Origin of the sequence: Bradyrhizobium sp. SZCCHNR1015 (assembly GCF_032489875.1) — a bacterium.
Classification (GTDB): Bacteria; Pseudomonadota; Alphaproteobacteria; order Rhizobiales; family Xanthobacteraceae; genus Bradyrhizobium.
In genome coordinates this window covers 42635-65613 of the sequence record NZ_JAUEYW010000028.1, presented here as the reverse complement: position 1 = coordinate 65613, position 22979 = coordinate 42635, and the positions used below count along the sequence as shown (strand labels likewise).

General features: G+C 66.6%; 20 protein-coding genes and 2 pseudogenes. 14 read left to right on the top strand and 8 right to left on the bottom strand.

Features of this window, described 5'->3' with window-relative positions:
- The 8 genes and pseudogenes from QX128_RS32605 to QX128_RS32570 form a co-directional block, all read left to right on the top strand.
- A pseudogene (locus QX128_RS32605) lies at nucleotides 1–238 on the top strand (hypothetical protein); the annotation flags it as partial.
- Nucleotides 239–355: 117 nt separating this feature from the next.
- Nucleotides 356–1087: an alpha/beta hydrolase gene (locus tag QX128_RS32600; RefSeq protein WP_315803770.1), complete on the top strand. Its 732-nt coding sequence runs from the start codon at nucleotides 356–358 to the stop codon at nucleotides 1085–1087.
- Nucleotides 1088–1184: 97 nt separating this feature from the next.
- Nucleotides 1185–1430: a CopG family ribbon-helix-helix protein gene (locus QX128_RS32595; RefSeq protein ID WP_315803771.1), complete on the top strand. Its 246-nt coding sequence runs from the start codon at nucleotides 1185–1187 to the stop codon at nucleotides 1428–1430.
- A pseudogene (locus QX128_RS32590) lies at nucleotides 1427–1721 on the top strand (type II toxin-antitoxin system RelE/ParE family toxin). The gene QX128_RS32595 and the pseudogene QX128_RS32590 overlap by 4 nt, the downstream one beginning before the upstream one ends.
- A gap of 117 nt (nucleotides 1722–1838) precedes the next feature.
- Entirely contained in the window at nucleotides 1839–3398 is a 1560-nt protein-coding gene (locus QX128_RS32585) for a serine hydrolase (protein WP_316239607.1), read from the top strand.
- A 236-nt stretch (nucleotides 3399–3634) separates the two neighbouring features.
- Nucleotides 3635–5086, top strand: a complete 1452-nt coding sequence (locus QX128_RS32580; RefSeq protein WP_315803773.1) for a HAMP domain-containing sensor histidine kinase — start codon at nucleotides 3635–3637, stop codon at nucleotides 5084–5086.
- A gap of 347 nt (nucleotides 5087–5433) precedes the next feature.
- Complete coding sequence (locus QX128_RS32575) at nucleotides 5434–7731, top strand: TonB-dependent siderophore receptor (protein ID WP_316239606.1); 2298 nt, start codon at nucleotides 5434–5436, stop codon at nucleotides 7729–7731.
- A 15-nt stretch (nucleotides 7732–7746) separates the two neighbouring features.
- The gene (locus tag QX128_RS32570; RefSeq protein WP_316239605.1) at nucleotides 7747–8919 is read left to right on the top strand and encodes a PepSY-associated TM helix domain-containing protein; all 1173 of its coding nucleotides are present in this window, start codon (nucleotides 7747–7749) and stop codon (nucleotides 8917–8919) included.
- 10 nt (nucleotides 8920–8929) lie between these two features.
- On the opposite strand, the gene QX128_RS32565 is transcribed toward QX128_RS32570, so the two are convergent.
- Nucleotides 8930–9493 (bottom strand): HXXEE domain-containing protein, encoded by a 564-nt coding sequence (locus QX128_RS32565; protein ID WP_316239604.1) that lies wholly within the window; start codon nucleotides 9491–9493, stop codon nucleotides 8930–8932.
- 127 nt (nucleotides 9494–9620) lie between these two features.
- Nucleotides 9621–9911, bottom strand: coding sequence for a hypothetical protein (locus QX128_RS32560; protein WP_316239603.1), 291 nt, complete (start codon nucleotides 9909–9911; stop codon nucleotides 9621–9623).
- 199 nt (nucleotides 9912–10110) lie between these two features.
- Between QX128_RS32560 and QX128_RS32555 the strand changes: the two genes are divergently transcribed.
- The gene (locus QX128_RS32555; RefSeq protein WP_315803777.1) at nucleotides 10111–10698 is read left to right on the top strand and encodes a TetR/AcrR family transcriptional regulator; all 588 of its coding nucleotides are present in this window, start codon (nucleotides 10111–10113) and stop codon (nucleotides 10696–10698) included.
- Between the two features lie 6 nt (nucleotides 10699–10704).
- Here QX128_RS32555 and QX128_RS32550 read toward each other — a convergent pair whose 3' ends face one another.
- Nucleotides 10705–10941: a hypothetical protein gene (locus QX128_RS32550; RefSeq protein ID WP_315803778.1), complete on the bottom strand. Its 237-nt coding sequence runs from the start codon at nucleotides 10939–10941 to the stop codon at nucleotides 10705–10707.
- Between the two features lie 122 nt (nucleotides 10942–11063).
- Between QX128_RS32550 and QX128_RS32545 the strand changes: the two genes are divergently transcribed.
- On the top strand, nucleotides 11064–11789 hold the full coding sequence (locus QX128_RS32545) for a Crp/Fnr family transcriptional regulator (protein ID WP_316239602.1): 726 nt from the start codon (nucleotides 11064–11066) through the stop codon (nucleotides 11787–11789).
- Between the two features lie 64 nt (nucleotides 11790–11853).
- Here QX128_RS32545 and QX128_RS32540 read toward each other — a convergent pair whose 3' ends face one another.
- The 3 genes from QX128_RS32540 to QX128_RS32530 form a co-directional block, all read right to left on the bottom strand.
- On the bottom strand, nucleotides 11854–12210 hold the full coding sequence (locus QX128_RS32540; RefSeq protein ID WP_316239601.1) for a hypothetical protein: 357 nt from the start codon (nucleotides 12208–12210) through the stop codon (nucleotides 11854–11856).
- 170 nt (nucleotides 12211–12380) lie between these two features.
- Entirely contained in the window at nucleotides 12381–13016 is a 636-nt protein-coding gene (locus QX128_RS32535) for a CAP domain-containing protein (protein ID WP_316217037.1), read from the bottom strand.
- Between the two features lies 1 nt (nucleotide 13017).
- A complete protein-coding gene (locus QX128_RS32530; protein WP_315803782.1) occupies nucleotides 13018–13338 on the bottom strand; it encodes a hypothetical protein in 321 nt (106 codons plus the stop codon).
- A 205-nt stretch (nucleotides 13339–13543) separates the two neighbouring features.
- Between QX128_RS32530 and QX128_RS32525 the strand changes: the two genes are divergently transcribed.
- Both QX128_RS32525 and QX128_RS32520 read left to right on the top strand, forming a co-directional pair.
- Nucleotides 13544–14791 carry a multidrug effflux MFS transporter gene (locus QX128_RS32525; RefSeq protein WP_316239600.1) on the top strand — a complete coding sequence of 416 codons (1248 nt, stop codon included), beginning with the start codon at nucleotides 13544–13546 and terminating at the stop codon, nucleotides 14789–14791.
- Nucleotides 14792–15064: 273 nt separating this feature from the next.
- Nucleotides 15065–15247: a hypothetical protein gene (locus QX128_RS32520; protein WP_316179851.1), complete on the top strand. Its 183-nt coding sequence runs from the start codon at nucleotides 15065–15067 to the stop codon at nucleotides 15245–15247.
- Between the two features lie 137 nt (nucleotides 15248–15384).
- Here QX128_RS32520 and QX128_RS32515 read toward each other — a convergent pair whose 3' ends face one another.
- A complete protein-coding gene (locus QX128_RS32515) occupies nucleotides 15385–17181 on the bottom strand; it encodes a ShlB/FhaC/HecB family hemolysin secretion/activation protein (protein ID WP_316239599.1) in 1797 nt (598 codons plus the stop codon).
- Nucleotides 17182–17308: 127 nt separating this feature from the next.
- On the opposite strand from QX128_RS32515, the gene QX128_RS32510 reads away from it, so the two are divergent.
- Complete coding sequence (locus tag QX128_RS32510) at nucleotides 17309–18556, top strand: FecR family protein (protein WP_316239598.1); 1248 nt, start codon at nucleotides 17309–17311, stop codon at nucleotides 18554–18556.
- Nucleotides 18557–18705: 149 nt separating this feature from the next.
- The gene (locus QX128_RS32505; protein ID WP_316239597.1) at nucleotides 18706–21471 is read left to right on the top strand and encodes an EAL domain-containing protein; all 2766 of its coding nucleotides are present in this window, start codon (nucleotides 18706–18708) and stop codon (nucleotides 21469–21471) included.
- 232 nt (nucleotides 21472–21703) lie between these two features.
- Here the strand turns inward: QX128_RS32505 and QX128_RS32500 are convergent, their stop codons facing one another.
- Nucleotides 21704–22858, bottom strand: coding sequence for an IS4 family transposase (locus QX128_RS32500; RefSeq protein WP_315800429.1), 1155 nt, complete (start codon nucleotides 22856–22858; stop codon nucleotides 21704–21706).
- Nucleotides 22859–22979 lie beyond the last annotated feature (121 nt).

Sequence of the window (22979 nt, the reverse complement as noted above, 5' to 3'; positions counted from 1 at the left end):
GAAGGCGGTGGCGCGCCTTCGCGCCAGCCTTGAGGCCGGCCGATCACCGGTCTACAAAAAAGACAGTTGCTCCCCGGGGACCGGCTTGATTGCCCCCGTCACCGGCGCGCTCGTCATGAACGCCGCCGGCTTGACGCCAGCTTCGGGGCGCCAGGACCACACGACTTCGCCGTCCGCAAACCGCCAGTCGTCCACCGGCGCCTCACGGCCATCGCTCCCCGCACTCCACGTATCGTGACGACGCGTACGCCCCTCTCCGATGAGGCGGGATGGCCGGAGATAAGCATGATTTCTGAAAAAAGGAAAGAAAAAATTTCGCGGAATACGAAGATCGCGCCCGTGATACATTGAGGTCATGACCAACCGCATCTTCCTCCACGGCGTCCCTGACACGCCGGTGATTTGGGGGCCGCTGATCGCGGCGCTCGGGGAGACCGTTGCCGTCCCCTGCCTGCCCGGCTTCTGCGGCGAAGCCCCGGCCGGCTTTGCATGTAGCAAGGACGCTTACGCCGACTGGCTGGTCGCGCTGATGGAGGCGCAGCATGCGGCGGTCGGGCCGCTCGACCTGGTCGGGCATGATTGGGGCGCACTGCTGGTGTTGCGTGCGGCGTCGCTGCGGCCTGAGCTGGTGCGCTCGTGGGCCGTCGCCGGCGGCGCCCTCGATGCCGCCTATCGCGGCCATCGTATCGCACGGATCTGGAACACGCCGGTCCTCGGCGAGATCTTCATGACGCTGTCGTCGCAGCGCTTGATGGCGCGGATGTTCCGCCAGAGCGGACTGCCGGCCGACCTCGCCGCACGTGAAGCCGCGGCCTGGCAGTCGCCGATGAAGCGCGCGATCCTCGCGCTGTATCGCTCGGCGAACGGGCTTTGCTTCAGTGGCGACTGGATCGCGCGGCTGGCGCAGCTTCCGCGACGCGGCCTCGTGATCTCAGGCACGCAAGACCCTTACGTGCCGCTCGACACGCTCAGCCGCTTCGCACAACACCACGGCGCGTCCTTGCACGTCGAGCAGGACGCCGGGCACTGGAGCATCGTCGAGCGGCCACAGAGCATCGCGGCGGCGCTGCGGGCGCATTGGGCGTGAGCGCGAAAACGCTCGGACGATCCGACGATCCTTGACGGAGGCCGTTGACCGGACGGTTGGTCTCACACACAACCCGCCCAACCGAGAGACAAATCCCATGGCTGCCTTCACTGTCCGCGTCTCGGATGCGACGTCTGCAAAGCTCGACGAACTCGCCGAGAGGCTCGGCCGTCCGCGCTCCGAAGTCGCTGCGGGTGCCATTGAGGAATTCGTGCACCGGCAAGCCTGGCAACTTGCCGAGATCGAGGCGGGTCTGGCCGAAGCTGAGCAAGGAGACTTCGCCAGCGACGCCGAAGTGGCGAAGGTCATCGCCAAATACGTGAAGCCAGCCGGACGAGGATGAGCCAACGTCCCATCCGATGGACAAGAAGAACGCTGCGGCGCCTCGATGAGATCGGCTCGTACATTGCCGAAGACAATCCCGCAGCTGCCGCCCGTGTCGTTGCGCGCATCATTTTTGCGGGTCGAATCCCTTGCTGAGAGCCCCGACATCGGACGCCCCGGCCGCGTGGCCGGCACCCGTGAGCTCGTGCTCACAGATATCCCCTACATCGTGCCCTATCGCCCGACGACGGCCGGCATCGAGATTCTGACCGTGATGCACTCGGCTCAGAGATGGCCGGACGGGTTCTGACCCTGTCACCGGCAATACGCCGGAGCTGCCGCGCGCAATATGATTGTCACACAATCTTTGATGGATTGGGGTCTTCTGATACCGTATCATCGCTATGTTCAACAGAGGACGTTCGGCATGGTGCGTCTCAGGATTGACGTCTTGTTGGTCGCGGCGGCCTTGTTTGCTGGTCTCTTCGCCGACACGGCCTCGGCGGAGGACACCAGCCTCTCCCGCTTCCCCCAGCCCGGCTGGGCGACCGCCTCGCCCGAGGAAGAAGGCATGGACTCCGCGGCGCTGACGAAGCTCGTCGCCGCCGGCAAGACCATGAGGTTCGACAGCCTGCTGGTCACACGCCACGGCCGCGTCGTGCTCGATGCGTCCTACGCGCCCTACAAGGACGACGAGCTGCACATCATCAACTCCTCGACCAAGGCGGTCGTCGCCACGTTGATCGCGATGCTGCTCAAGGATGGCGTGCTCGACAGCCTCGACCATCCGGTGCTCGATTTCTTCAAGGATCGCAGGATCGACAATGTCGACGCGCGCAAGCAGGCGCTCACCGTGCAGCATCTGCTCAACATGACCTCCGGCCTGGACTGGGACGAGGGCTACAACGGCGGCGCCGAGACGTCGCTGTACGAGATGGGACGAAGCCCCGACTGGGTGCAGTATGTTCTCGACCGTCCGATGGCGCATGCGCCGGGCGAGACGTTCTACTACAACAGCGGCAACTCGCATCTGCTCTCCGCCATCGTCACCAAGCTCACCGGCAAGAGCGCGGAGGATTTTGCCCGGGAACGACTGTTCGCGCCGCTTGGCATCACCGAGCACGCCTGGTTCAAGGATTCCAAGGGGATTTCCGGCGGCGGATTCGGGCTCGCGCTGAAGCCGCGCGACATGGCGAAGATCGGCTACCTCTATCTCCGCCGTGGCCGCTGGGGCGAGCAGCAATTGCTGCCCCTCGACTGGATCGAAGCCGTCAACCACGCCACCGTCAGCATGAACGCGACGTTCGATCCGGGGCTCCGCTATGCCGATCAGTTCTGGGCCCTGCCGGAGCGGAACGTCTTCATGGCCGTCGGCTATCACTGCCAGGTCATCATGGTGCTGCCGGACCCTGACATCGTGGCCGTGATGACCGCGCGCAATTTCTGTCCGTTCCGCAAGCTTGCGAATGAGATCCTGGCCACGGTGAAATCGAATGAGGCCCTGCCCGCCGCCAGTGAAGCCAAGGAGGCCCTGGCGGCCGCCATCGGCGAGGCCGGGACGGAGACGCGAGGCACGGTCGGCAGTGTCCCGGATATCGCGGCGACGATCTCGGGCAGGACCTACACATTTCCGCCCGGCCCGCTCGGCATCAACACAATCACCCTCAGCCTCACCGGACCCGAGCCGCAGGTCACCTGGGACATCCCGTCGCGAGACCGCAACGGGGGAACAGTTCATCTGCAGAGCCCGATCGGCCTCGACGGCCTCTATCGAGCGACTGCGCAACCTCACCCCTGGCAGCCCTACGTCTACCGCGCCATGAAGGGCAACTGGGTCGATCCGACGACCTTCGCGATCGACGTGCAGTTCATCGGCCAGGGCGAGGAGCGCAACTGGCGGCTCACCTTCGATGGCGACAAGGTGACGTTCAGAACCAAAGGTCGCTATGGCAAGGATCTGGCGATCGAAGGTCAGGCGGCGCCATGAGTCCCCGATCGGCTCCGCCAAATCTCCTGATAGCAGCGGAGTCCGGATGCCTTGGTGCTGACGGACCGGCAGACCGGGCCGGAAACAGTTTGGAACAGTTCTAATAACCTTCCGCGTGCCGCAGGCCACGGCTGCGATCTCCCGTCGTTTTCGCGAGCAGCTCATCTCGTGTATGTCTGCCCTCCCGCCGCGGCTCGTCCTGCGGTGGGGGATCGTTTTTCGATTGCGGTGGCATAATGTTGGGATTGCTGGAGCGGCTGGGGCTGCGTTTCGAGGATGCCGTCGAGGAGCGGCGCTTCGTTGATCAATTTGTTCATGGCAATACCGCCTGGACGCAGATCGCGATGCTGCTCGGTGCGCTCACCTTTGCCGGCTACACCTTGTGGGACTTCGTGCTCTATCCCGAGATCGTGCCAACGACGCTCGCGATCCGCGGCGGCACCGCCGTGCTGGTGCTGCTGCCGCTGACGGCGCTGCTGTCGACGCCGGCGCGCCGATGGGCGGAGCCGATCCATCTGGTCTATTGCGTGATCCCCGGCTGCGTGCTGCCGACGATCTACTGGGTGCTGCCGTCGGGCTTCACCTACTCCGCGGCCGGCATGATCATCGTCATCCTGTTCGTGTCCACCATGCTGCCGCTGCGTACCGGCTCCTACGCGATCTTCTGCGCGACGAGCTGGAGCGCGCTGGCGGTCGCCGAGAGTCTCGCGACGGAGCCGCTGCCGCCGGGCCTGCGCTTCATCGATCATTCGCTGGTCGGCAATGCCTGCCTGCTCTCGCTCTATGCGGTCGGGGCGCGGGAGTACCAGGCGCGCAAGCAGTTCCGCACTGCCGAGGCACTGCAGCGGGAGAAGGAGCGCTCCGAGACCTCGCTGCGCGATCTGCATGCCACGCAGGCCCATCTCGTGCAGGCAGAGAAGCTGGCCTCGCTTGGCCAGCTCGTCGCCGGCGTCGGCCATGAGGTCAGCACGCCGCTTGGGCTGGCGCTGACCACGTCGACGGCGATGGAAGGCGACGTCCAGGCGATCACGCGCATGCTTGGCGGCGGCCCGGTGCGGCGCTCGGATCTGGCGCGGGGCGTCGCGCGGCTGCAGCAGGGTCTGCACCTGACGACGCAGAGCCTGCATCGTGCCTCCGAGATGGTCCACAGCTTCAAGCAGGTCGCCGTCGACCAGGCCAACGAGGCGCTGCAGACCTTCGAGTTGCAAAGCTGGATGACCGATCACGTCGCCAAGCTCCGCCCGCTGCTGGTGCGCCAGGGACTGACGGTCGTGCTGTCCTGCCCGGAGGGCATCGTGCTCACCAGCTATCCCGGCGCACTCGGGCAGGTCATCAGCATCCTCGCCTTCAATGCGGCGACGCATGCCTATCCTGGCGACAGCAGCGGCGTCTTCACCGTGGAGGTCGCACAGCCCAGCGATGAGTCGGTGCGCATCGTCTGCGCCGATCAGGGCGTCGGCATGCGCGACCAGGTGCGCGGCCGGGTGTTCGACCCGTTCTTCACCACGCGCCGCGAGAAGGGCAATGCCGGCCTCGGCCTGCACATCGCCTTCAACCTCGTGGCATCCACGCTCGGCGGCCGCATCGAGCTCGACAGCCGGCCGCAGCAGGGCACGCGCATCACGCTGGACATTCCGCTGATCGGGCCGGGCAAGCCGGCCGAGCTGGAGCTCGCAGCAGCGCAATAGGCTCGGCCGCGCGCGCATCAACGACCGGTTCCAAGCGTTCAGAGTCCTCGGCACGCAGTCCCGGAAAACGAGACCCGCAGCGCTCCGTCCGCGGCTCGGGTGGAGCGCTTGTCACGCATCATATCGCGCACGATCATAATCACTCCGCGTCGATCGTGATCATCAAATGCGCAATGCCGCAGAGACGCCGCGACCTGCGCATCTCCGAACCAATTAGAACACTTCAACACCGCATGGCTTAGAGCAATTCAATCCGGCGCGTTGTGTCTTTCGCTGCACTGCGTTGCTAGACGTCGCATCAAGCTGACCGTTCCCTCGAACGGTGCGACGTGGAAGTGCAGTGAACGATGACGAAGTGTGAAGTCCGGCGCGATGCGCGCGCTCGTACCGGCATGCGTGGCGCGATTGCGCTCGTGAGTGCTCTGACCGCAGACATCCTCTGGTCCGCCTCTCCCGTGTTTGCGCAGGCGACGCTGCCGCCGGTGACGGTCGACGTGCCGGCGCCGAAGCGCAAGCCTGCGAGCGCCGCCAGCGCGCCGCAGCGCCAGGCGCGTGCGCTGCCGTCACGGCGTGCAATGCCGCCGCCGATGCCGACACGCGCGGAACGCGCCGCGGCAGAGGCCGCCGTGCTCGACGCTGCAAAGCTCAACTACCGCGCCATGCCGAGCGCGACCACGCTGCGCAGCGGCGCGTCGCCGCTCGACACCGCGCAATCCGTCAACGTCGTGCCCGAGCAGGTCATCAGGGACCAGTTGCCGCGCAACATCGACGATGCGCTCGCCAATATCAGCGGCGTCACCCAGGCCAACACGCTCGCCGGCACGCAGGATGCCGTGATGCGGCGCGGCTTCGGCGACAACCGCGACGGCTCGATCATGCGCAACGGCCTGCCGCTGGTGCAGAGCCGCAGCCTCAATGCGGCCGTGGACAGCGTCGAGGTGCTGAAGGGCCCGGCGTCGCTGCTCTACGGCATCATGGATCCAGGCGGCATCGTCAACACCATCGGCAAGCGCCCCGAGTTGTATCAACACGGCTCGGTCACCCTGCTCGGCTCGGCCTACGCCAACGGCAGGACCGGCGCCGACGGCACGCTCGACGTCACCGGCCCGATCGGCGATGGCGGCCTCGCCTATCGCTTCATCGGCTATGGCGTCAGCGAGGACTATTGGCGAAATTTCGGCCGCCATCGCGAGATGCTGGTGGCGCCGTCGCTCGCCTGGTATGGCGAGACGACGACCGTGCAATTGAACTACGAGCATCGCGAGTTCATCACCCCGTTCGATCGCGGCACGGCCTTTGTCAACGGCGCGCCGCTGGCAATCCCCGCGACGCGGCGGCTCGACGAGCCCTTCAACAACACATGGGGGCAGTCCGACCTGGTCCAGGCCTCGGTCGAGCAGAAGCTCAACGACGATTGGAAGCTCACCGCGGCCTACAGCTACAACACCGAGAGCTCCAGCGCCAACCAGCTGCGCATCACCGCGATCGACGCCAAAGGCCAGGAGACCCGCAGCAATGATGGCACCTGGGGCTCGCTGAGCCGGGTCAGCTACGGCACGTCCTATATTCAAGGCGCCTTCTGGCTCGGCGGCCTGCGCAACGAGGTGCTGTTCGGCGGAGATGCGCAATATCGCACGATCTATCGCCAGGACCTGATCCGCGACAAGGTCACGAGCGTGTTCAATGTCTACAACCCGGTCTACGGGCTGATCCAACCCGGCACGCTGGTCTCGGCCAGCGACAGCGACCAGACCGACAAGCTCGGCCAGTATTCGCTGTTTGTGCAGGACACGCTGCATCTCACCGACAAGCTCTCCTTCGTCGGCGGCGTGCGCTACATGGACTACGAGCAGATCGCCGGCCGCGGCCGACCGTTCAAGGCCAATACCGACGTCGCCGCCGACACCGTGCTGCCGCTCGGCGGCGCCATCCTCAAGCTCAACGACCAGCTCTCGCTCTATGCCAGCTACACGCAGTCGCTGAAGCCGAACTCGACGATCGCGCCGCTCACCGGCGGCGTCGTACTCGGCTCCAACATCGCGCCCGAGCAGGGCACGGCGTGGGAGACCGGCTTCAAGTTCGATCTCGACAAGAGGCTGTCTGGCACCGTCGCGGTCTACGACATCGACAAGCAGAACGTGCTGGTGTCGCAGACCAATGCCAGCAGCGTCGTCGAATACACCACCGCCGGCAAGGTGCGCTCGCGCGGCGCCGAGGTCGACGTCACCGGCAAGATCGCCGAGCACTGGACCATGATCGGCAGCTACGGCTACACCGATGCCAGGGTCACGGACGACCCGGTCTATCGCGGCAACCGGCTGCAGAACGTCGCGCTCAACACCGCCTCGCTTTACCTCGTCTACGAGTTCGGCACGGCGCTGCCCGGCCAGCTCAGGCTCGGCGGCGGCGCGCGCTATGTCGGCGACCGCGCCGGCGACGCCGCCAACAGCTTCGTGCTGCCGTCCTACGTCGTCGCCGACGTGTTCGCGAGCTACGAGACCAGGCACCATGACCTGCCGGTGATCTACCAGCTCAACGTCAAGAACCTGTTCGACAACGTCTACTACCCCTCGGCCAACAGCGCGCTGACCGTCGCGGTCGGCGATGCGAGGCGGGTGTCGCTGTCGGCCACGGTGAAGTTCTGAGAAGGAGAAGCGTGCGTGACGTCCTTCATCAAACCGGCGCTGCTGCAGATCCACTCTGTCCTGGGTCTTGCGGCCGCGCTGATCCTCTCCTTCATGGGCATCACCGGCGCGATCATGAGTTTCGAGGACGAGATCCAGGCCGGTCTCAACGCCAGACTGTCCCACGTCGCGCCGCGTTCGGAAGCGCCGCTTTCGCCCGCCGAGCTGATGGCGCGGCTGCAGGCCGACCCGGCGATCGGCAAGGTCTCCGCGATCACGCTGTCGCGCGATCCCTCCGCCGCCGCGCGCGTCCGCTTCGCGCGCAAGGATGACGGCGGCCATCCCTCCTCGCTGCTGGTCGATCCCTATGACGGCCGCGTGCTCGGTGAGCCCCGCGGCGAGGCGTTCTTCACGACCGTGCGCCACCTACATCGCTGGCTGCTGCTGCCCGGCGACGGCAACGGCGCCGGCCGGCAGATCACCGGCGCCGCCGTGCTCGGCCTCGTCGTGCTGCTGATCACGGGCATCGTGCTGCGCTGGCCGCGCCGCGCCACGAGCGCGAACGCATGGCTGAAGCCGCAGCTCGGACTGAGCGGACGCGGCCTGCATCGCTCGCTGCACAGCGTGATCGGCACATGGGTGCTGCCGGTCTACCTGGTGATCGCGCTGACCGGGCTGTCCTATTCCTACGCCTGGTACAAGGCCGGGCTGACCGCGCTGCTCGCGCCGGCGACATCAGGAGCATCGATGCCCGGCAAAGCTCCGCGCGAGGGCCGCTCCGGGTCTGCGGACGCGAAGCCTGTCGCGCTCGATCTGGTGTGGGCCACGTTGCGCGAGCAGATCGGGGATCGCTTCGCGGTGATGCAGCTCACCTTGCCGGCGGCCGCCGGCGCGGCGGTGCGCGTGCGCGCCTGGCCGAGCGAGGCCCATGACGGCCGGCGTGACGAATTCCGTATCGACGGCGCGACGGGCCGGCTGCTCGCGGCCGAGCGTTACGCCGACAAGACCGCCGGCGAGCGCGTGCTCGCCCGCATCCTGGATATCCACCGCGGCAGCATTCTCGGCTGGCCCGGCCAGCTCGCCTTCATGCTCGCTGCCGCGCTGATGCCGCTGTTCGCCGTAACGGGCACGCTGCTCTATCTGTCGCGGCGGCGCTTGCGGCGGCCGGCGCAGCCGGCACGCGCCATCCAGCTCGTTCCGGGCGAATGAGGCCGCGCGCTCAGGCCACGGCGCGGGCCCGCGACGCGCGACGGATCGCGTTGGCGGCGATGATGATATGCAGCAGCAGCGACAGGCCGAAGCCGAGCGCATGCTGCGCCGCTGTGGCCGGGATCGTCAGCACGGTGACGAGGCCGAGCGGAATGAACAGGACGATGCCGGTGACGAGGCCAGGATTGTAGCCGCGAAAACGCAGCGCCGGGCCGATATGGCCGAGCGCGTTGACGAGCATCAGATAGGGCGCGACCAGCGCCCAGGCCGGGCCGGCGATCCAGGCGACGTAGAGCGCAATCAGGTCGATGCCCCAGACCGCGCCGCAATTGACCCAAAGCACGTCGCCGGTGGTCAGCGCCTCGCGGCCGCCGAACATCACGGTGTTGACGAAGCTGCGGAAGCGGTCGCCGGTGTGCTCCTCGACCTGGTGGATCATGTAGCCCGGCGAATGCAGGAAGATCAGCAGCAGCGCGAGCGGCCAGTCGGCCGCCAGCAGCGGCACCAACGCCAGCAGCGCCGCGGCCATGAACACGGCGCCGGCAACCCAGTGACGGGTGAGAAGCTCCAGCATCACCTAGTGATGCGCGAGTCGGCCGAACTTGCCAAGCCGGGTTGCCCCGGAGCGACGCCGCCTGCTCCGGGAGGCTGCGGCCTGATGTCCCATCGCAGCCGCCAAACCTTGCGGGGCGCGGCGCGACCTACTTCAGCAGCACCAGGCATTCGCCGGCCGGCGCGGCGTTGGCGCGGGCAGTGTCGCGATCGAGCCTGCCGGCCATCACCAGCGGCCTGACACGCTCGACGATGACGTCCTTGACGACGCTGTCCGGGCCGATGGCCGGCGCAGACGCGTCGTAGATCTGCTTCGCCACAGGCGACAGCTTGGCGGCACAGCTGTCGGCGGCGGCGCGGTTGCCGGCCAGCGCGGCCTGCGACAGAAGACATTGGGAGACGGCGATGAATGTGACAAACGGGAATGCGACGCGCAGCATGGCAATCAGTCCTTCGTTCAAATGAGGTTCAGCCCGGCGCAAGCAGGCCCGGTCCGGAGCACATCCACTCATTGTCCGGCAGCCTGCATGCGGGCTCTGATCTAACCCGAGCCGGCAGCAACGCCTACTCGATTTCGCCCGTCCGCCAGCCGAGGTCCAGACCGTGCAGCAAGCTCCTGAAATACTTCGAAAAACCCCGGTGCAGAAGCGCACGCGGCAGACCCTCGACGTGATCTTCGAGGCAACCGCTCAACTTCTGCAGAGCGGCGGCGGCAAGGGCCTGAGCACGAACGCCATCGCCGAGCGCGCGGGCTTCTCGATCGGCACGCTCTACAGCTATTTCAGGGACAAGACCTCACTGTTGCGGGCGCTGGTGCTGCGCGAGTTCGCTCGCCAGGAGGCGGAGTTCGGGGAGGCGCTGGAGGCGCATCGCGGGCTTGGACGCGAGGCGATCGTGCGCGCAGCGGTGCGCCAGGGCTTCGCCCCGTTCGCCGGCCGTCACCGTGTGCGGCGCTATCTGCTCGGCCTGCTGGGCAATGACGCGGAGCTGCAGAAGGCGCTGCACGAGATGGTGGACCGCATGACCGAACGGCTGATCCAGACGGTGGGATTGCGGAGCGAGGCGATGCCGGCCGCGCGGCGCTTCATCCTGGTCCGCGCTGCGCTGGGCCCGATCCGGGCTGCCCTCATGCGCGAGCATCGCCTCGTCGGCACGCGCGAGCTCGAGGACGAACTGGTGCGGCTGATGCTGTTCCTGCTGGAGCCGGATCCCGCCAGATCGTCATGAGAGCCGTCACGAGGGGCGGTCGGGCTTCGCGGCCGCCAGCCGCTCCGCGAGCTTCCTCAAGGCCTCCTCCGAGGCCGGCCGGCTCTGGAACTCGCGGATCGCGCGCGACAGCTCCTGATCCGACATCGGATGCGCCGGCTGCTTGATGCGGCCGTCGGCGAGGGCAGCTGCGATGGTTTCGATATGCGGCCCCGTGCCACCGAACAATTGGCGGAGCCGGGAGAGGAACGCGATGTGGGGCACGGCTGTTCTCCCGATGCGGCGACCGGCAACTTCGACCGCATCTGCTGAAAGCCACCTTAGTCGGCATCGCCGGCTCCGTCGTCTCATTTGATACAAAACAGCGCCCGGACGGTACGATTTTCATGGATGCGGACCGGATCGTCACCGAGAAGCTCAGGGAGCATTCGAAGCTGACCGGCGAGGACATCGCCGAGATCCGGCATTTCAGCTTCGCTTTGCGCGAGCTTGCCGATCAGGAGGACCTCATCCGCCAGGGCGACGAGCCGGACCGTTCCGTCGTCGTGATCTCCGGATGGGTGGCGCGCTATCACCTGCTGTCCGGCGGCCAGCGGCAGTATCTCTCCTTTCACATGCCGGGCGACTGGCCCGACGCCCAGGCGCTGTTCCTCAACCGCATGGATCATGCCGTCTGCGCGATCGGGCCGGCGGTGGTGGCGAGCATTGCGCATAAGGAGCTGACCCGCGCGATCAGCCGGCGGCCGACGCTCGGCTTTGCGATCTGGCGCGAGACGCTGATCGATGCGTCGATCTTCCGCGAGGCCATCACCAACAACAGCGCGCGGAGCAAGCCGGCGCGCATGGCGCACATGTTCTGCGAACTGTTCTATCGCGCCCGCGCGCTCGGACACGTCCGGGACGATCAGTTGCAGTTGCCGGTCAGCCTCGTGCAGCTCGGCGAGGCGCTGGGCATGGCGATCGCGACGGTCAACCGCACGCTGCTCGAGCTGCGCGCCAGCCGCGCGGTCGATTTCCGCAGCGGCATGCTGACGGTGCACGACTGGACGCGGCTATGCGCGATCGGCGAGTTCGATCCCGGCTATCTGCACCTGAAGAAGCAGCCGCGCTGAGGCACAGGTCTCAGCGCGGCGAAGTACGTGGGCTCGTCGAGCCCACCTCTCGCGCCGCCTCAGGTCAGGCGGCGACCTTGGTGATCAGCTTGACCGCGTAGGCGTAGGGCCCGTTCGGGCTCTTCTCGGCGATCCAGGCGCAATGCCAGTCGGAGCCGTAGCGCAAGCCCGTGTCCCATCCCGAGCCGCCGCCGTGCTCGTTGTCCCACGACCAGGCCTTGCGGTCCTTCTGAGGATCGGAAGGGAAGCTGCTGCCGCTGTAGACGGAGATCTGCCCCTGCTGCGCGCGGAACGGCGCGTTCGTGCTCCATTTGAGCCACAGATTGCCCTGCTCCTCGTAGGACGTGAGCGACCATTGGTAGGGCGCCGAGACGGTCTGCGGATTGGTGCTGGTGGCCGAGGTCTGCTCAATGACTGCCATGATGGTCTCCGTTCAAAATGAGATGAAAAATCTTCACGATACTGGCTGCCCAAAAAGACAACCATTGCTTGCATATCCGACGAAACTCGCCTCGGCAACAAGCCTCCCTCGCACAACGGCGTGATCGCGCGGCGGGCGTCGCGTTCAGCAGCGGCCGCAGGTCACTGCGCTCAGATGCAGAGACCGATCACCTTGATGCTGAGGTGGCAGTCCTTGCCGGAGGATGCCGGCGGCTTGGCGCCCCAGCGCGTCACCGGCCTGGCGTCGCCCTTCCCGGATCGTGTCGCCGTCTGCGCGACCACGGCCTTGCCCTTGCTCTTCGGAGCGCCCTTCGGCTTCTCGGTGTCGTAGTCGCCCGCGATCACCATCGCCCAATAGGTGCGCTTGCCGCTGGCATTCCTTGCGCTGGCGATGCCGACCTTGGTCGCCTTCGGCAGCAGCAGGTTCTTGCGGTGCCCCGCCGAGTTGATCCACTGCCCCAGCGTCTTGTCGAAATTGTCATAGCCGTAGGCGATGTTCTCGGCGGCGCGGCCGGCCTTCGACGGCGCGACGCGGCGGGTGAAGGGAGCGAGCACCTCGTGGCTGAGATCGTCCTTATCGGCCATCGCGCGCGCCTGCTCCATCGCGATGCGGTCGAGCGTCGCGTCGCGCGTCACGCGGCCTTCGCCATGGGCGAGCCGGAACGCCGAGATCTGGTCGGCCGGCGCGGCGTCGCCGGCCCGCGCCGCGGACGCTGCGGTCGTGGCGAACAGCGCCGCGATCAGGAGAGTGCGGAAGCCGCGCAGCATGAGATGAAGCATCGGCATGCTAGTCCACCCTCTCGAGCGCATAGACGTCGATCGTCGGCTCCTCATAGGGATGCGCACTGCGGATCGCCTGGATCACGGACCTCAGCCTGTCCCCGGCGCACACGGCCTCGATGCGCTCCTCCTCGACCGTCTCGAGCCGGCCGACCGCGCCGATCGCCGGGTTGGCGCCGGCGAGCGGACGAAACCGGCCGGTGCCCTTCGAGGTAAACGAACAATGATCATAGTTGCCGATGCGGCCGGCGCCCGCCTCGCCCATCGCGTGGCGCACGGCGTCACCCGCCGCTTCCGGGACATGGACGACGATCTTGTAGGTCTTCATGCGGGCCTGGATCCGGACGTCGATCACACGGCCGTTACCATCGCGGCGCCGCCGGCGCAATTTTCAGCGGCTCACGGGCAGTCACAATCACGCCAACGCCGGCGCCGGTGAGCAGCCATTCCGAAACACGCCTTGTGCGACGCAGCAAACCCGATATCTATCGGTACTCTCTCCCGCATTCCCAACACCTTGGAAGGCCCGCGCCTTGGCTGATACCAGTGCCGACACCATCGAGATCGTCCGCCACCGGCCGATGGGCTTCACCGAATTCGTCATCGTGGTCGCGGCGATCATGGCGCTCAATCCGCTGGCGATGGACATGATGCTGCCGGCGCTGCCGAACATCGGCGCCTCGTTCCATATCGACGTCGCCAACCGGCTGCAGACGGTGCTGTCGGCCTTCGTCATCGGCTTCGGCCTCGGCCAGTTCGTGATCGGCCCGCTGTCCGACAGCTTCGGCCGGCGCCCGGTGCTGATCGGCGGCATGGTGCTGTATGCGGTCGCCAGCCTGCTCGCGATCGCCGCCCCGTCCTTCGAGATGCTGCTGCTGGCGCGCGCGCTGGAAGGCCTCGGCACCGCGGCGACGCGCGTGATCGCGACCTCGATCGTGCGCGACTGCTATGCCGGCCGCCGCATGGCGAGCGTGGTCTCGCTGGCGATGATGGTGTTCATCGCCATTCCCGTGATCGCACCGTCGTTCGGCCAGGCCGTGATGCTGCTGACGCAGTGGCGCGGCATCTTCGTGGTGCTGACCTTGTACGGCATCGTCACCTTGCTGTGGACCGCGATGCGGCTGCCCGAGACGCTGCCCGAGAGCGAGCGCAAGCCGTTCTCGGTCAAGGAGATCATCGCGGCCTTCCGCAACACCCTCACCAACCGCCAGACGCTCGGCTATGCGCTCGCCGCGAGCGGCATCTTCGGCGCCGTGCTCGGCTATGTGCTGTCCTCGCAGCAATTGTTCACCGGCGTCTATCATCTCGGCCGCTACTTCCCGCTCGCCTTCGCGGCGATCGCGGTGACCATCGCTGTCGCCGGCTTCCTCAACGCCCGCCTCGTCGGGCGGCTCGGCATGCGCATGATCTCGCATGGCGCGCTGGTCGGCAGCGTCGTCATCGCGCTGGCCTGTTTCAGCGCGGCGGTTCTCGGCATGCTGCCGCTGTGGCTGTTCATGCTGCTGTCGGCGGGCATGATGTTCACGTTCGGCCTGATGTTCGCGAACTTCACCGCGCTGGCGATGGAGCCGCAGCGCGCCAATGCCGGCACCGCGTCCTCGCTCTACGGCTCGATCACGACCCTGCTCGGCATGGCCGCCGGCGCCGTCGTCGGCCAGGCCTTCGACGGCAGCGCGCTGCCGTTCGCGGCGGGCTTCCTGGCCTGCACGTCGAGCGCGCTGGTCATCGTCCTGATCACCGAGAAGGGCCGGCTGTTCCACGGCCATGGCAAGCCGGTCTAGATCTGAGGCATTTGGCTGATCCGAGCGGTCAGCCACGCTCTCGTTTCGCCTCGCTCCATCGGGAGAGGTCGGTGCGTAGCTCCGGTTGATGGGCCGCGTCCTTCGGCACGGAGATTTTGATCGGTCGCACGGGCAGACTGCGTTGCATTTGCTACACACAACTTCTTCTGCCAAGGTTGGTAACTTGGCATGCCGATACTGTGCGTGAAGACCTCCGGGACATCACCAGAATGCTGATGGGACATTCGGTGTCCGCGAGTGAAGGCTCAATCAATGGACACCGTCTACGTGATCCTGCTGATCACGACCCTCGTTCTGGGGTTCGTCGCAACCGTCCTATGGGGGCCAGACTTTGAGTGGTTTGGGCGCGATGTTGAGGCCGCTTACATCTTCAAGCTGGTCAGCGTCGGGCTGATCGTGTTCTTCCTGATCGCGATCACCTTCGGCCTCATCTGAGACCTCATAAACCCCAACGGCGCGGTACCCCGGAGGCGGCTAGTCACGATGAACGCATCATCGATTGCGTCTGATGCAATCCGTCCTCGCCCAATGGGAGAAGCAGACATCCGCCGCCGCACCGATCCCGCCAGTTCTCAGATGCAGGGTCCCTGGCCGCGCTGCGGGCACAGCTTGAGCACGCTCGACAGCGTCAGCAGCAGGCGCGCGCTGCGCGTCGTGTTGTCGGGGGCGCGGTAGCTGAGCGGCGCGGCGACGCCGAGATCGGCGCGCCAGTCGTTCGGGAACGTGAAGCGGATCCCCGCTCCCGCCGACGTCAGCGCCACGCCGTCGGACGGCCGGAAGCCGTCGTTCCAGGCGAGCCCGGCATCGAAGAAGCCGTAGAGCTGGTAGCTCGTGAGATATTGCCAGTTCGGCTTCTGCTCGAAGCGGACCTCGAACGTGCCGGCGACGCCATTGTCGCCGCTGATCTCGGCGCTGCCATAGCCGCGGCCATAGGCGAGGCCGCCGAGATAGAACTGCTGCGAATTGTACAGCGGACCCGAAGCGAGCTGGCCGGCGGCCGCGAGCTTCAGCGACCACGCCTCGGACAATGTCTGATAGCGCGCGAACCAGCCGTTGAAGACCGAGAAGCTCGGCGAGGCGCCCGCGCGCGACGCAAGGGGATCGTCGAGCGGCGTCGCCCCGAACGCGTTCAGGCCCTGCCGGTACGCCGCCGTCAGGTAGCTGTCGCCGCCGACATCATCCTTCCAGCGGTAGTCGGCGGTGAAGGTCAGCGTCCGCACGCGATCGCGATACCAGATGCCGAACAGGTCGCGCTCGGTCACGTCGCTGAAGGCAGCCGCGAGATTGAGCTTCAGCGAGGCGCGCTGCGACTGGATCGGCACGAGGCCGCCGCGCAGCTCGAGCGTCTCGGTCACCGTGTTGTCGTTGAACAGCCGTCTTCGGTCGCCCGGCCGCACCTCGCTGTACAGCGCGGAGGCGCCGACATAGGCGCCGTCGGTGCCGACCGGCACCTCATAGGACAGCCGGCCGAAGGCGAGCTGGCGCGGATCTCCCGGCGTCGTCGACAGGTTGGCGGTGAGCGTGTCGCCCGGCAGCAGATAGGAGTTGAAGGCGGCCGTGGCGTAGTTCTGCCAGGGACCGATGGTCGATGAGCCCAAATTGTCGACGCCGGCGAAGCCGTAGACGTGCCAGGTCTGCAGCTCGATCACCAGGCGGAACCGGCCGGTGGTGCCGCCGATCTCCTCCAGCGCGGAATCGACCAGACGGACGCCGCCGCGGCCGTTGATCAGCAGCAACTGCCGCTCCAGCGTCTCCAGCCGGGAGGGTTGCTCGGCCAGCACGGGGGCGAGCATCGGCCGGATGCCGAACTCTTCCGCGCCGGCGCCCTTCAAGGTCACCTCGGTGATGCTGCCTTCGAGGATCTGGATCCGCACCCGGCCATCGCGGATGTCCTGCGGCGGTACGATCGCACGGCTGAGATGATAGCCGGCGGCGCGGTACTGATCGCTGATCGCGGTCGTGATCGCCGCGAGGTCGGCCTGCGACACCGGCTTGCCGAGATAGGGCTGATAGCTCGCGGCGAGCTGCTCGGCGGGCAGCGCGGACGCCCCCGTCAGCGTGACGCCGCGCATGGTGAACAAGGGCTTGCGATCGCCGCCGCCCTGGGGCGCGAATTGCGGCGCACGCGGCCGCGGCGGCGGCTGCGTCAACCGCGACTGCTGCTCGTCGAAATAGCGCTCGGTCTGCCGCGGATCGAAGCCCGGCTGGCTGACCTGCTGAGCGTGGACCGTCGCTGCAAACAGCGATGCGGACAGGGAAATGCCGGCGGCGATCACGGCTCCATGCAGCCGTCGCGAGCCGTGCGGTCCGGCCGCGACGTCGCGCCAACCCGCAGTCCTCCCAGTTCCGTCGACACAACCAGCGCGCATGCCTCGTTTCTAGTTTGTTAAGGTCAACGAAGCGTAAATGCGTGAGGGAAACGCGGCTGCAACTCCTAAGGGTCTCTTGAAACATTTCGATTAGTTTCAAAAGCCGCCAACGACGCGAGTTCGTGCCATGTCATTCAAGCGCTTCCTGATCCCGGGACTGATCGCCGCGTGCCTTTTCGGTGCGGCGCCGGCCGCACTCGCGGCCGACGGTGAGCCGTGGCTGGTGAGCAAATCGTCCGGCGAGGTCTGGGTCACCACCCAGGGCGCAGCGCAGGTGTCCCTCGGTCGCGAGGACCCGCTGAAGCCAGGCGATACGATCCGGACCGGGCCGACCGGCCGCGTCCGCCTGACCCGCGGCGCCGAGACGATCGTGATCGCGCCGAACTCCGAGGTCGGCCTGCCCACCGCGGCCAGGGACGGCATGGCGACCACCATCCTGCAGCGCGCCGGCTCGATCCTGCTCGACGTCGAGAAGCGCAACGTCCAGCATTTCGAGGTCGAGACGCCCTATCTCGCCGCCGTCGTCAAGGGCACGCAGTTCAGCGTCACGATCTCCGGCCGCAGCACCAAGGTCGAGGTCAGCCGCGGCCAGGTGCAGGTGTCGGACTTCAAGACCGGCCAGATCGCCCAGGTGATGCCGGGTCAGGCCGCCACCGCCTTTGCGACCGGCCGCTCCGGCCTCAGCCTGTCCGGCGCCGGCACCTTCAGCCCGATCGAGCAGGGCCCGCCGCGCGCCTCCACCATCGATCGCGTTCCGGTGCCGCGCGACGGCCTGCAGGCGCCGCGCGAGGCCAAGGGCAGCGTGATCCACGCGCTGAACGTCAACGGCCCGCCCGCGCGTCCGGGCACAACGGTCGCCGCTCAGCGGCATTCTGCGACCGGATTCGGCGGCGCGAAGCCCGGCGTGGTGCGGATCTCGTCATCGATCGGCGAGGTCAATTTGAACATCCAGAAGGCGACGCGCGGCCTCGCCCATGGCGCCCACGCGCCGGCCGCCGGTGGAGGACGAAGCTCCGCCTGGAATGACGCGCGCGGCAACAGCGGCAATGCGACGAGCAACTCGGCCATCGCGAGCGGCACGTCGGGAGATTCCTCGATCGCAGCTGCCGTCACCGCGGCGGTCGGCTCGCCAAGCGGATCCGCCAGCGCCAATGCAGCCGGCAATGGCGACGCCGGCAACGGCAATGCCAATGGTGGCAGCCGCGGCAGCAACAATGGCGGTAACGGCAACAACGGCCAGGGCAACGATAGCCAAGGCAACAACGGCAATGGCAACGGTAACAGCGGTAACGGAAATAGCGGCAACGGCAACAGCGGCAACCATGGCAACGGCAACCACGGCAATGCCTACGCCTACGGTCACAGCAAGAACTAGTGAGTCCCGCTCGAGCGTCACGCCTGCGTCATGCGCCGTCATGGGGGAGCGCGGGCTCGCAGGGTTCCATGGCTCTGCGGTCGGAGCGGGATGAGGTCGGGATCGGGAACGCGGGCGTCGACGTGGCACGCAGATATTCGGGAGAGGGCATGTTCAGGCGGTTCATGCCGCATATTCTGGTCGTTGTTGCGCTGCTGACGGTCGGCCTGTCGGGGGGCCACGAGCTGTTGAGCAACGCCCTCGTCGATCTGCGCTTACGCCTCGACACCCGCCCCGCCAGCGGCGAGATCGCGGTGGTCGCGATCGACCCGCGCTCGATCGAAGCCATCGGCGTCTGGCCGTGGCCGCGGAGCCAGCATGCGCGCCTGCTCGAGCAGTTGCAGCGCGCCGGCGTGCGCGACGTCGCCTTCGACGTGGATTTCAGCACGCCGTCCGACGCGGCCGGCGATCAGGCCTTCCTGACCGCGCTGCAGAATGCCAAGAGCTCGGTCGTGTTGCCGGCCTTCAGGCAGCTCGATGCGGCCGGGAAGGACACCGCCATTCACCTCAACCGGCCGCTGCCGCAATTCGAGCAGCTCGCATGGTCGGCCTTCGTGAATATCGAGGTGGCGCGCGATGGCCGTGTCAGAAGCTACGCTTTCGGCGAATATTGCGAGACCGGCGGGGGCAAAACCTTCCTGCAGTCCATGGGCGCGTTCCTCGCCGGCAGCGATGCGGTCAAGGACAGCTCCTTCCTGGTCGACTACGGCATCGATCTGTCGTCGCTGCCGCGGGTGTCGTATGTCGACGTCCTCCGTGGCGACGCGGCGGCGCTGGCCCGGATCAAGGACAAGCGGGTGATCGTCGGCGCCACCGCGATCGAGCTCGGCGACTATTACAGCGTGCCGAACGGCCGCGTCCTGCCCGGCGTCATGCTGCAGGCGCTGGCGGCCGAATCGATCATTCAGCACCGCACCCTGCTCTCGACGTCGACGGCGGCCACCCTGGGCGGCCTGCTGCTGATCGTCATCATCATGCTGGCGAGCTGGCGGCACCTCTCGGCGGCGCGGCGCGCGCTGCTGATCGCCATGATCAGCGTCCTGATCGAGGCCGTGGCGCTGCTGCTGCACGACCGCTACGCCCTGGTGCTCGACACCTCGATGCTGCAGATCGCGCTGGTCGCCTATCTCGCGGCCACGGCCCTCGACGAGATCGACTTCCGCGGCCTGCTGCGGCACGTCGCCGAGAGCCGTTTCGAGCGGATCGCGATGTCGATCGGCGACGGGCTGGTCTGTACCGACCGCAACCGGCGGATCACGGTGTGGAATCCGGGCGCGGTCGCGATCTTCGGCTATGGCGCCGACGAGATCATCGGCCAGCCCTTTGCGCGTCTGCGCGCCGACGGCAGCGATGCGCATGACCTGTTTCCGCAGCAGGAGGCGGCGCTGCCGGCGACATTGATGCCCGGCGGATCCACCATCGAGTTCGACGGCCGGCGCAAGGACGGCGAGGTGTTTCCGGTCGAGGCGAGCTTCTCCGCCTGGCAGGGTGCCGACGGCCTGCAATATGGCGTGATCCTGCGCGACATCTCGGCGCGCAAGCGCGAGGCCGAGCGCATCCGCTACCTCGCCGAGCACGACACGCTGACCGTGCTGATCAACCGCAACACGCTGCAGAGCGAGCTCGCCGCCATGATCGCGACCGCGGATGCCGCGTCCGACCGCGTGGCGCTGCTGGTGATCGGGCTCGATGCCTTCCAGCGCATCAACGACATGCTCGGCCACGCCTTTGGCGACAGCGTCTTGCGCGCGGCGGCCGAGCGGCTCCGCACCGAGATCGGCAGCATGGGCCGCGTCGCCCGGCTCAGCGGCGACGAGTTCGCCGTCGCCATTCCCTGCTCCGCCATCGGCGGCACCGTGGCCGAGCTCGCCGATCATCTGTCGCATTTGTTCGAGGCGCCGCTGGACGCGGGCACGCGCCAGCAGCGCGTCAAGGTCACCCTCGGCGTCGCGGTGCATCCCGAGGGCGGGCACTCGGCAGACGAGCTGCTCAGCAATGCCCACCTTGCCCTCTGTCGCGCCAAGACGGACCGGCGGGGCAGCCATGTGCTGTTCGAGAGCGCCATCCGCCACGAGCTCGAGCAGAGATTGACGCTGGAGGCGGAGCTTGCGCTCGCCGTCGAGCGGAACGAATTCGAGCTGTTCTACCAGCCGCAGGTGGAGCTGTTGGACGGCCGCGTGATCGGCGCCGAGGCGCTGATCCGTTGGCGTCACCCGACCCGCGGCCTCGTGCCTCCCGGTGATTTCATTCCGGTCGTCAACACCTCGCATCTTTCCGAGGCGGTTGCGACCTGGGTCATGGCCACCGCCTGCCGGCAGGCGCGGGACTGGCAGCTCGCCGGCCACGACATTCGCGTCGGCGTCAACCTCTCGCCGTCCCAGTTCCAGTCCGGCGACCTCGCGGCCTTCGTCAGCAAGCTGCTCACCTCGACCGGCCTGTCGCCGCGCCTGCTCGAGCTCGAAGTCACCGAGGACATCCTGCTGCACGACGAACCCGGCGTGCTGCAGACGTTCAACCGGCTGCAGGCACTCGGCGTCAGCCTGGTGTTCGACGATTTCGGCACCGGCTATGCAAGCCTGAGCTATCTGAAGAAATTCCCGCTCGACGGTCTGAAGATCGACCGTTCCTTCGTGCGCGACGTGCTGACCCAGGCCGACGACGCGGCCATCGTCGGCTCGACGGTCAGCCTGAGCAAGCAGCTCGGCCTGTCGGTGATCGCCGAGGGCATCGAGAACGCGGCGACGGCCGAGTTCCTGCTGCGGCTCGGCTGCGAGCAGGGACAAGGCTATCACTTCGGCAAGCCGATGCCGGCAGCGGATTTCACGCAGCGGTTCCTGCAGGTGCACGAGGACACACGCCAAGCCGGCGCGGCGTGAGGTGAGATGGCGGGATTGATGCGAGCGGATGGGCCATGCGTGTTCACGCTCGCATCTCTCGCGTGTCGAGCACTAATCCACCGTTATGTCCGGGCGCCCAGTTCAAGGTTGGGCCCATGCGAGCGCCTGACTCACTGATCCGTCATGGCCGGGCTTGACCCGGCCATCCAGCTCCTTGAACGGCTTTCCGTTGAAGGGATGGATGCCCGGGACAAGCCCACGGCTGTCCGGTTCAGCTTCCGCATATTGCGAGGCTCAACTGTTGTGGGTTTTTGGCAAGTTGGGGTGGCCCCGTGAGCAATTGATCGATGGGGCGGCGATGCATGAGGTTGGTGCGGACCAATCTGGCAAAGACCAAGGGGCTTTGGATTGCCTTCTGAAGGTCTTGCGCGAGGCGAAGCAAGAGGAAGGCGATCAGGGCAACGGCGATCTGGATACGAACGGCGTTCTCAGAAGTCCCGAGGAACCTGGTGATCTTGAGGGTCTGCTTGACCCAACGAAAGAACAACTCGATGGCCCAGCGGCGACGATAGAGGTCGGCGATCTCTTGAGCGCTGGCATCGAGGTCGTTCGACAGGATGCGCAGGATCTTTCCCGTTTCCAAGGTGACGCGCACTTCGCGCACCGCAGTCTGCATTGGATTGCGGCGGCTGTAGGCTTGGCGTTGTGGAAGGAAGCCGATGCGGTCGGAGAGGATGTTGCCATCCGCGATGACAGGCAACTCCTCCACGACCCGCAGCGGCGTATTGGATTTGAACCGGGTCACGATTCGACAACCGGCGGCGTCCAGTTGAGCCCACCAAGCATATTCATAATAGCCGAGATCGAAGACGTAGGTTGCTCCCGGCTCGATGGGCATCTGATGCGCTGCAGTATTGTCGTTGACGTTGGCTCCGCTGATTGCCGCATAAATCGGCCGGTCGGCGTCGGCATCATAGATCACATGCACCTTGGCACCGCAGACACCGGTAGAGAACCGTGCCCAGCCAGCGCTGGCTTCTGTCAGCCGTACGCTGGTCGAATCAATCAAATACGTCGTCTCGGCAAGCTTGCGGCGTAACCGGCGATGGGCCTGCTTCATCATGATGGCCAACAGGGCGGCAAACATCTCCGCAGGCCGATTCATATTGGCGTCCGCGAAAGTCGAGCGGCGGACAGGGCCCCCACCCAGGTGATAAAGCCGCGCGGTGTGGCTCGACAGCCCGGTGACAATCTCACGCAGACTGGAAGCCCCCGAAAGCTGACCGTACAGCAGCGCCACAAATTGGTCTTTGGTGGAAAGCCGTCGAATCCGCGCGTCCGTGCCATGCTCGTCCACAAGCGCCTCGAAGCGATGCCAGGGGACCAACTTCAGAATGTCTCGGAATACTGTATTCTGATGCGGCATGGCGGGACCTTCCTGGTGTGTCTCGAACATTTGGCGATGCTCAAGACCGCAGAAGAATCCACGCCATGCACCATGTCCAGTCTGTCTGAACCGGACAGCCGTGGGTCAAGCCCGGGCATGA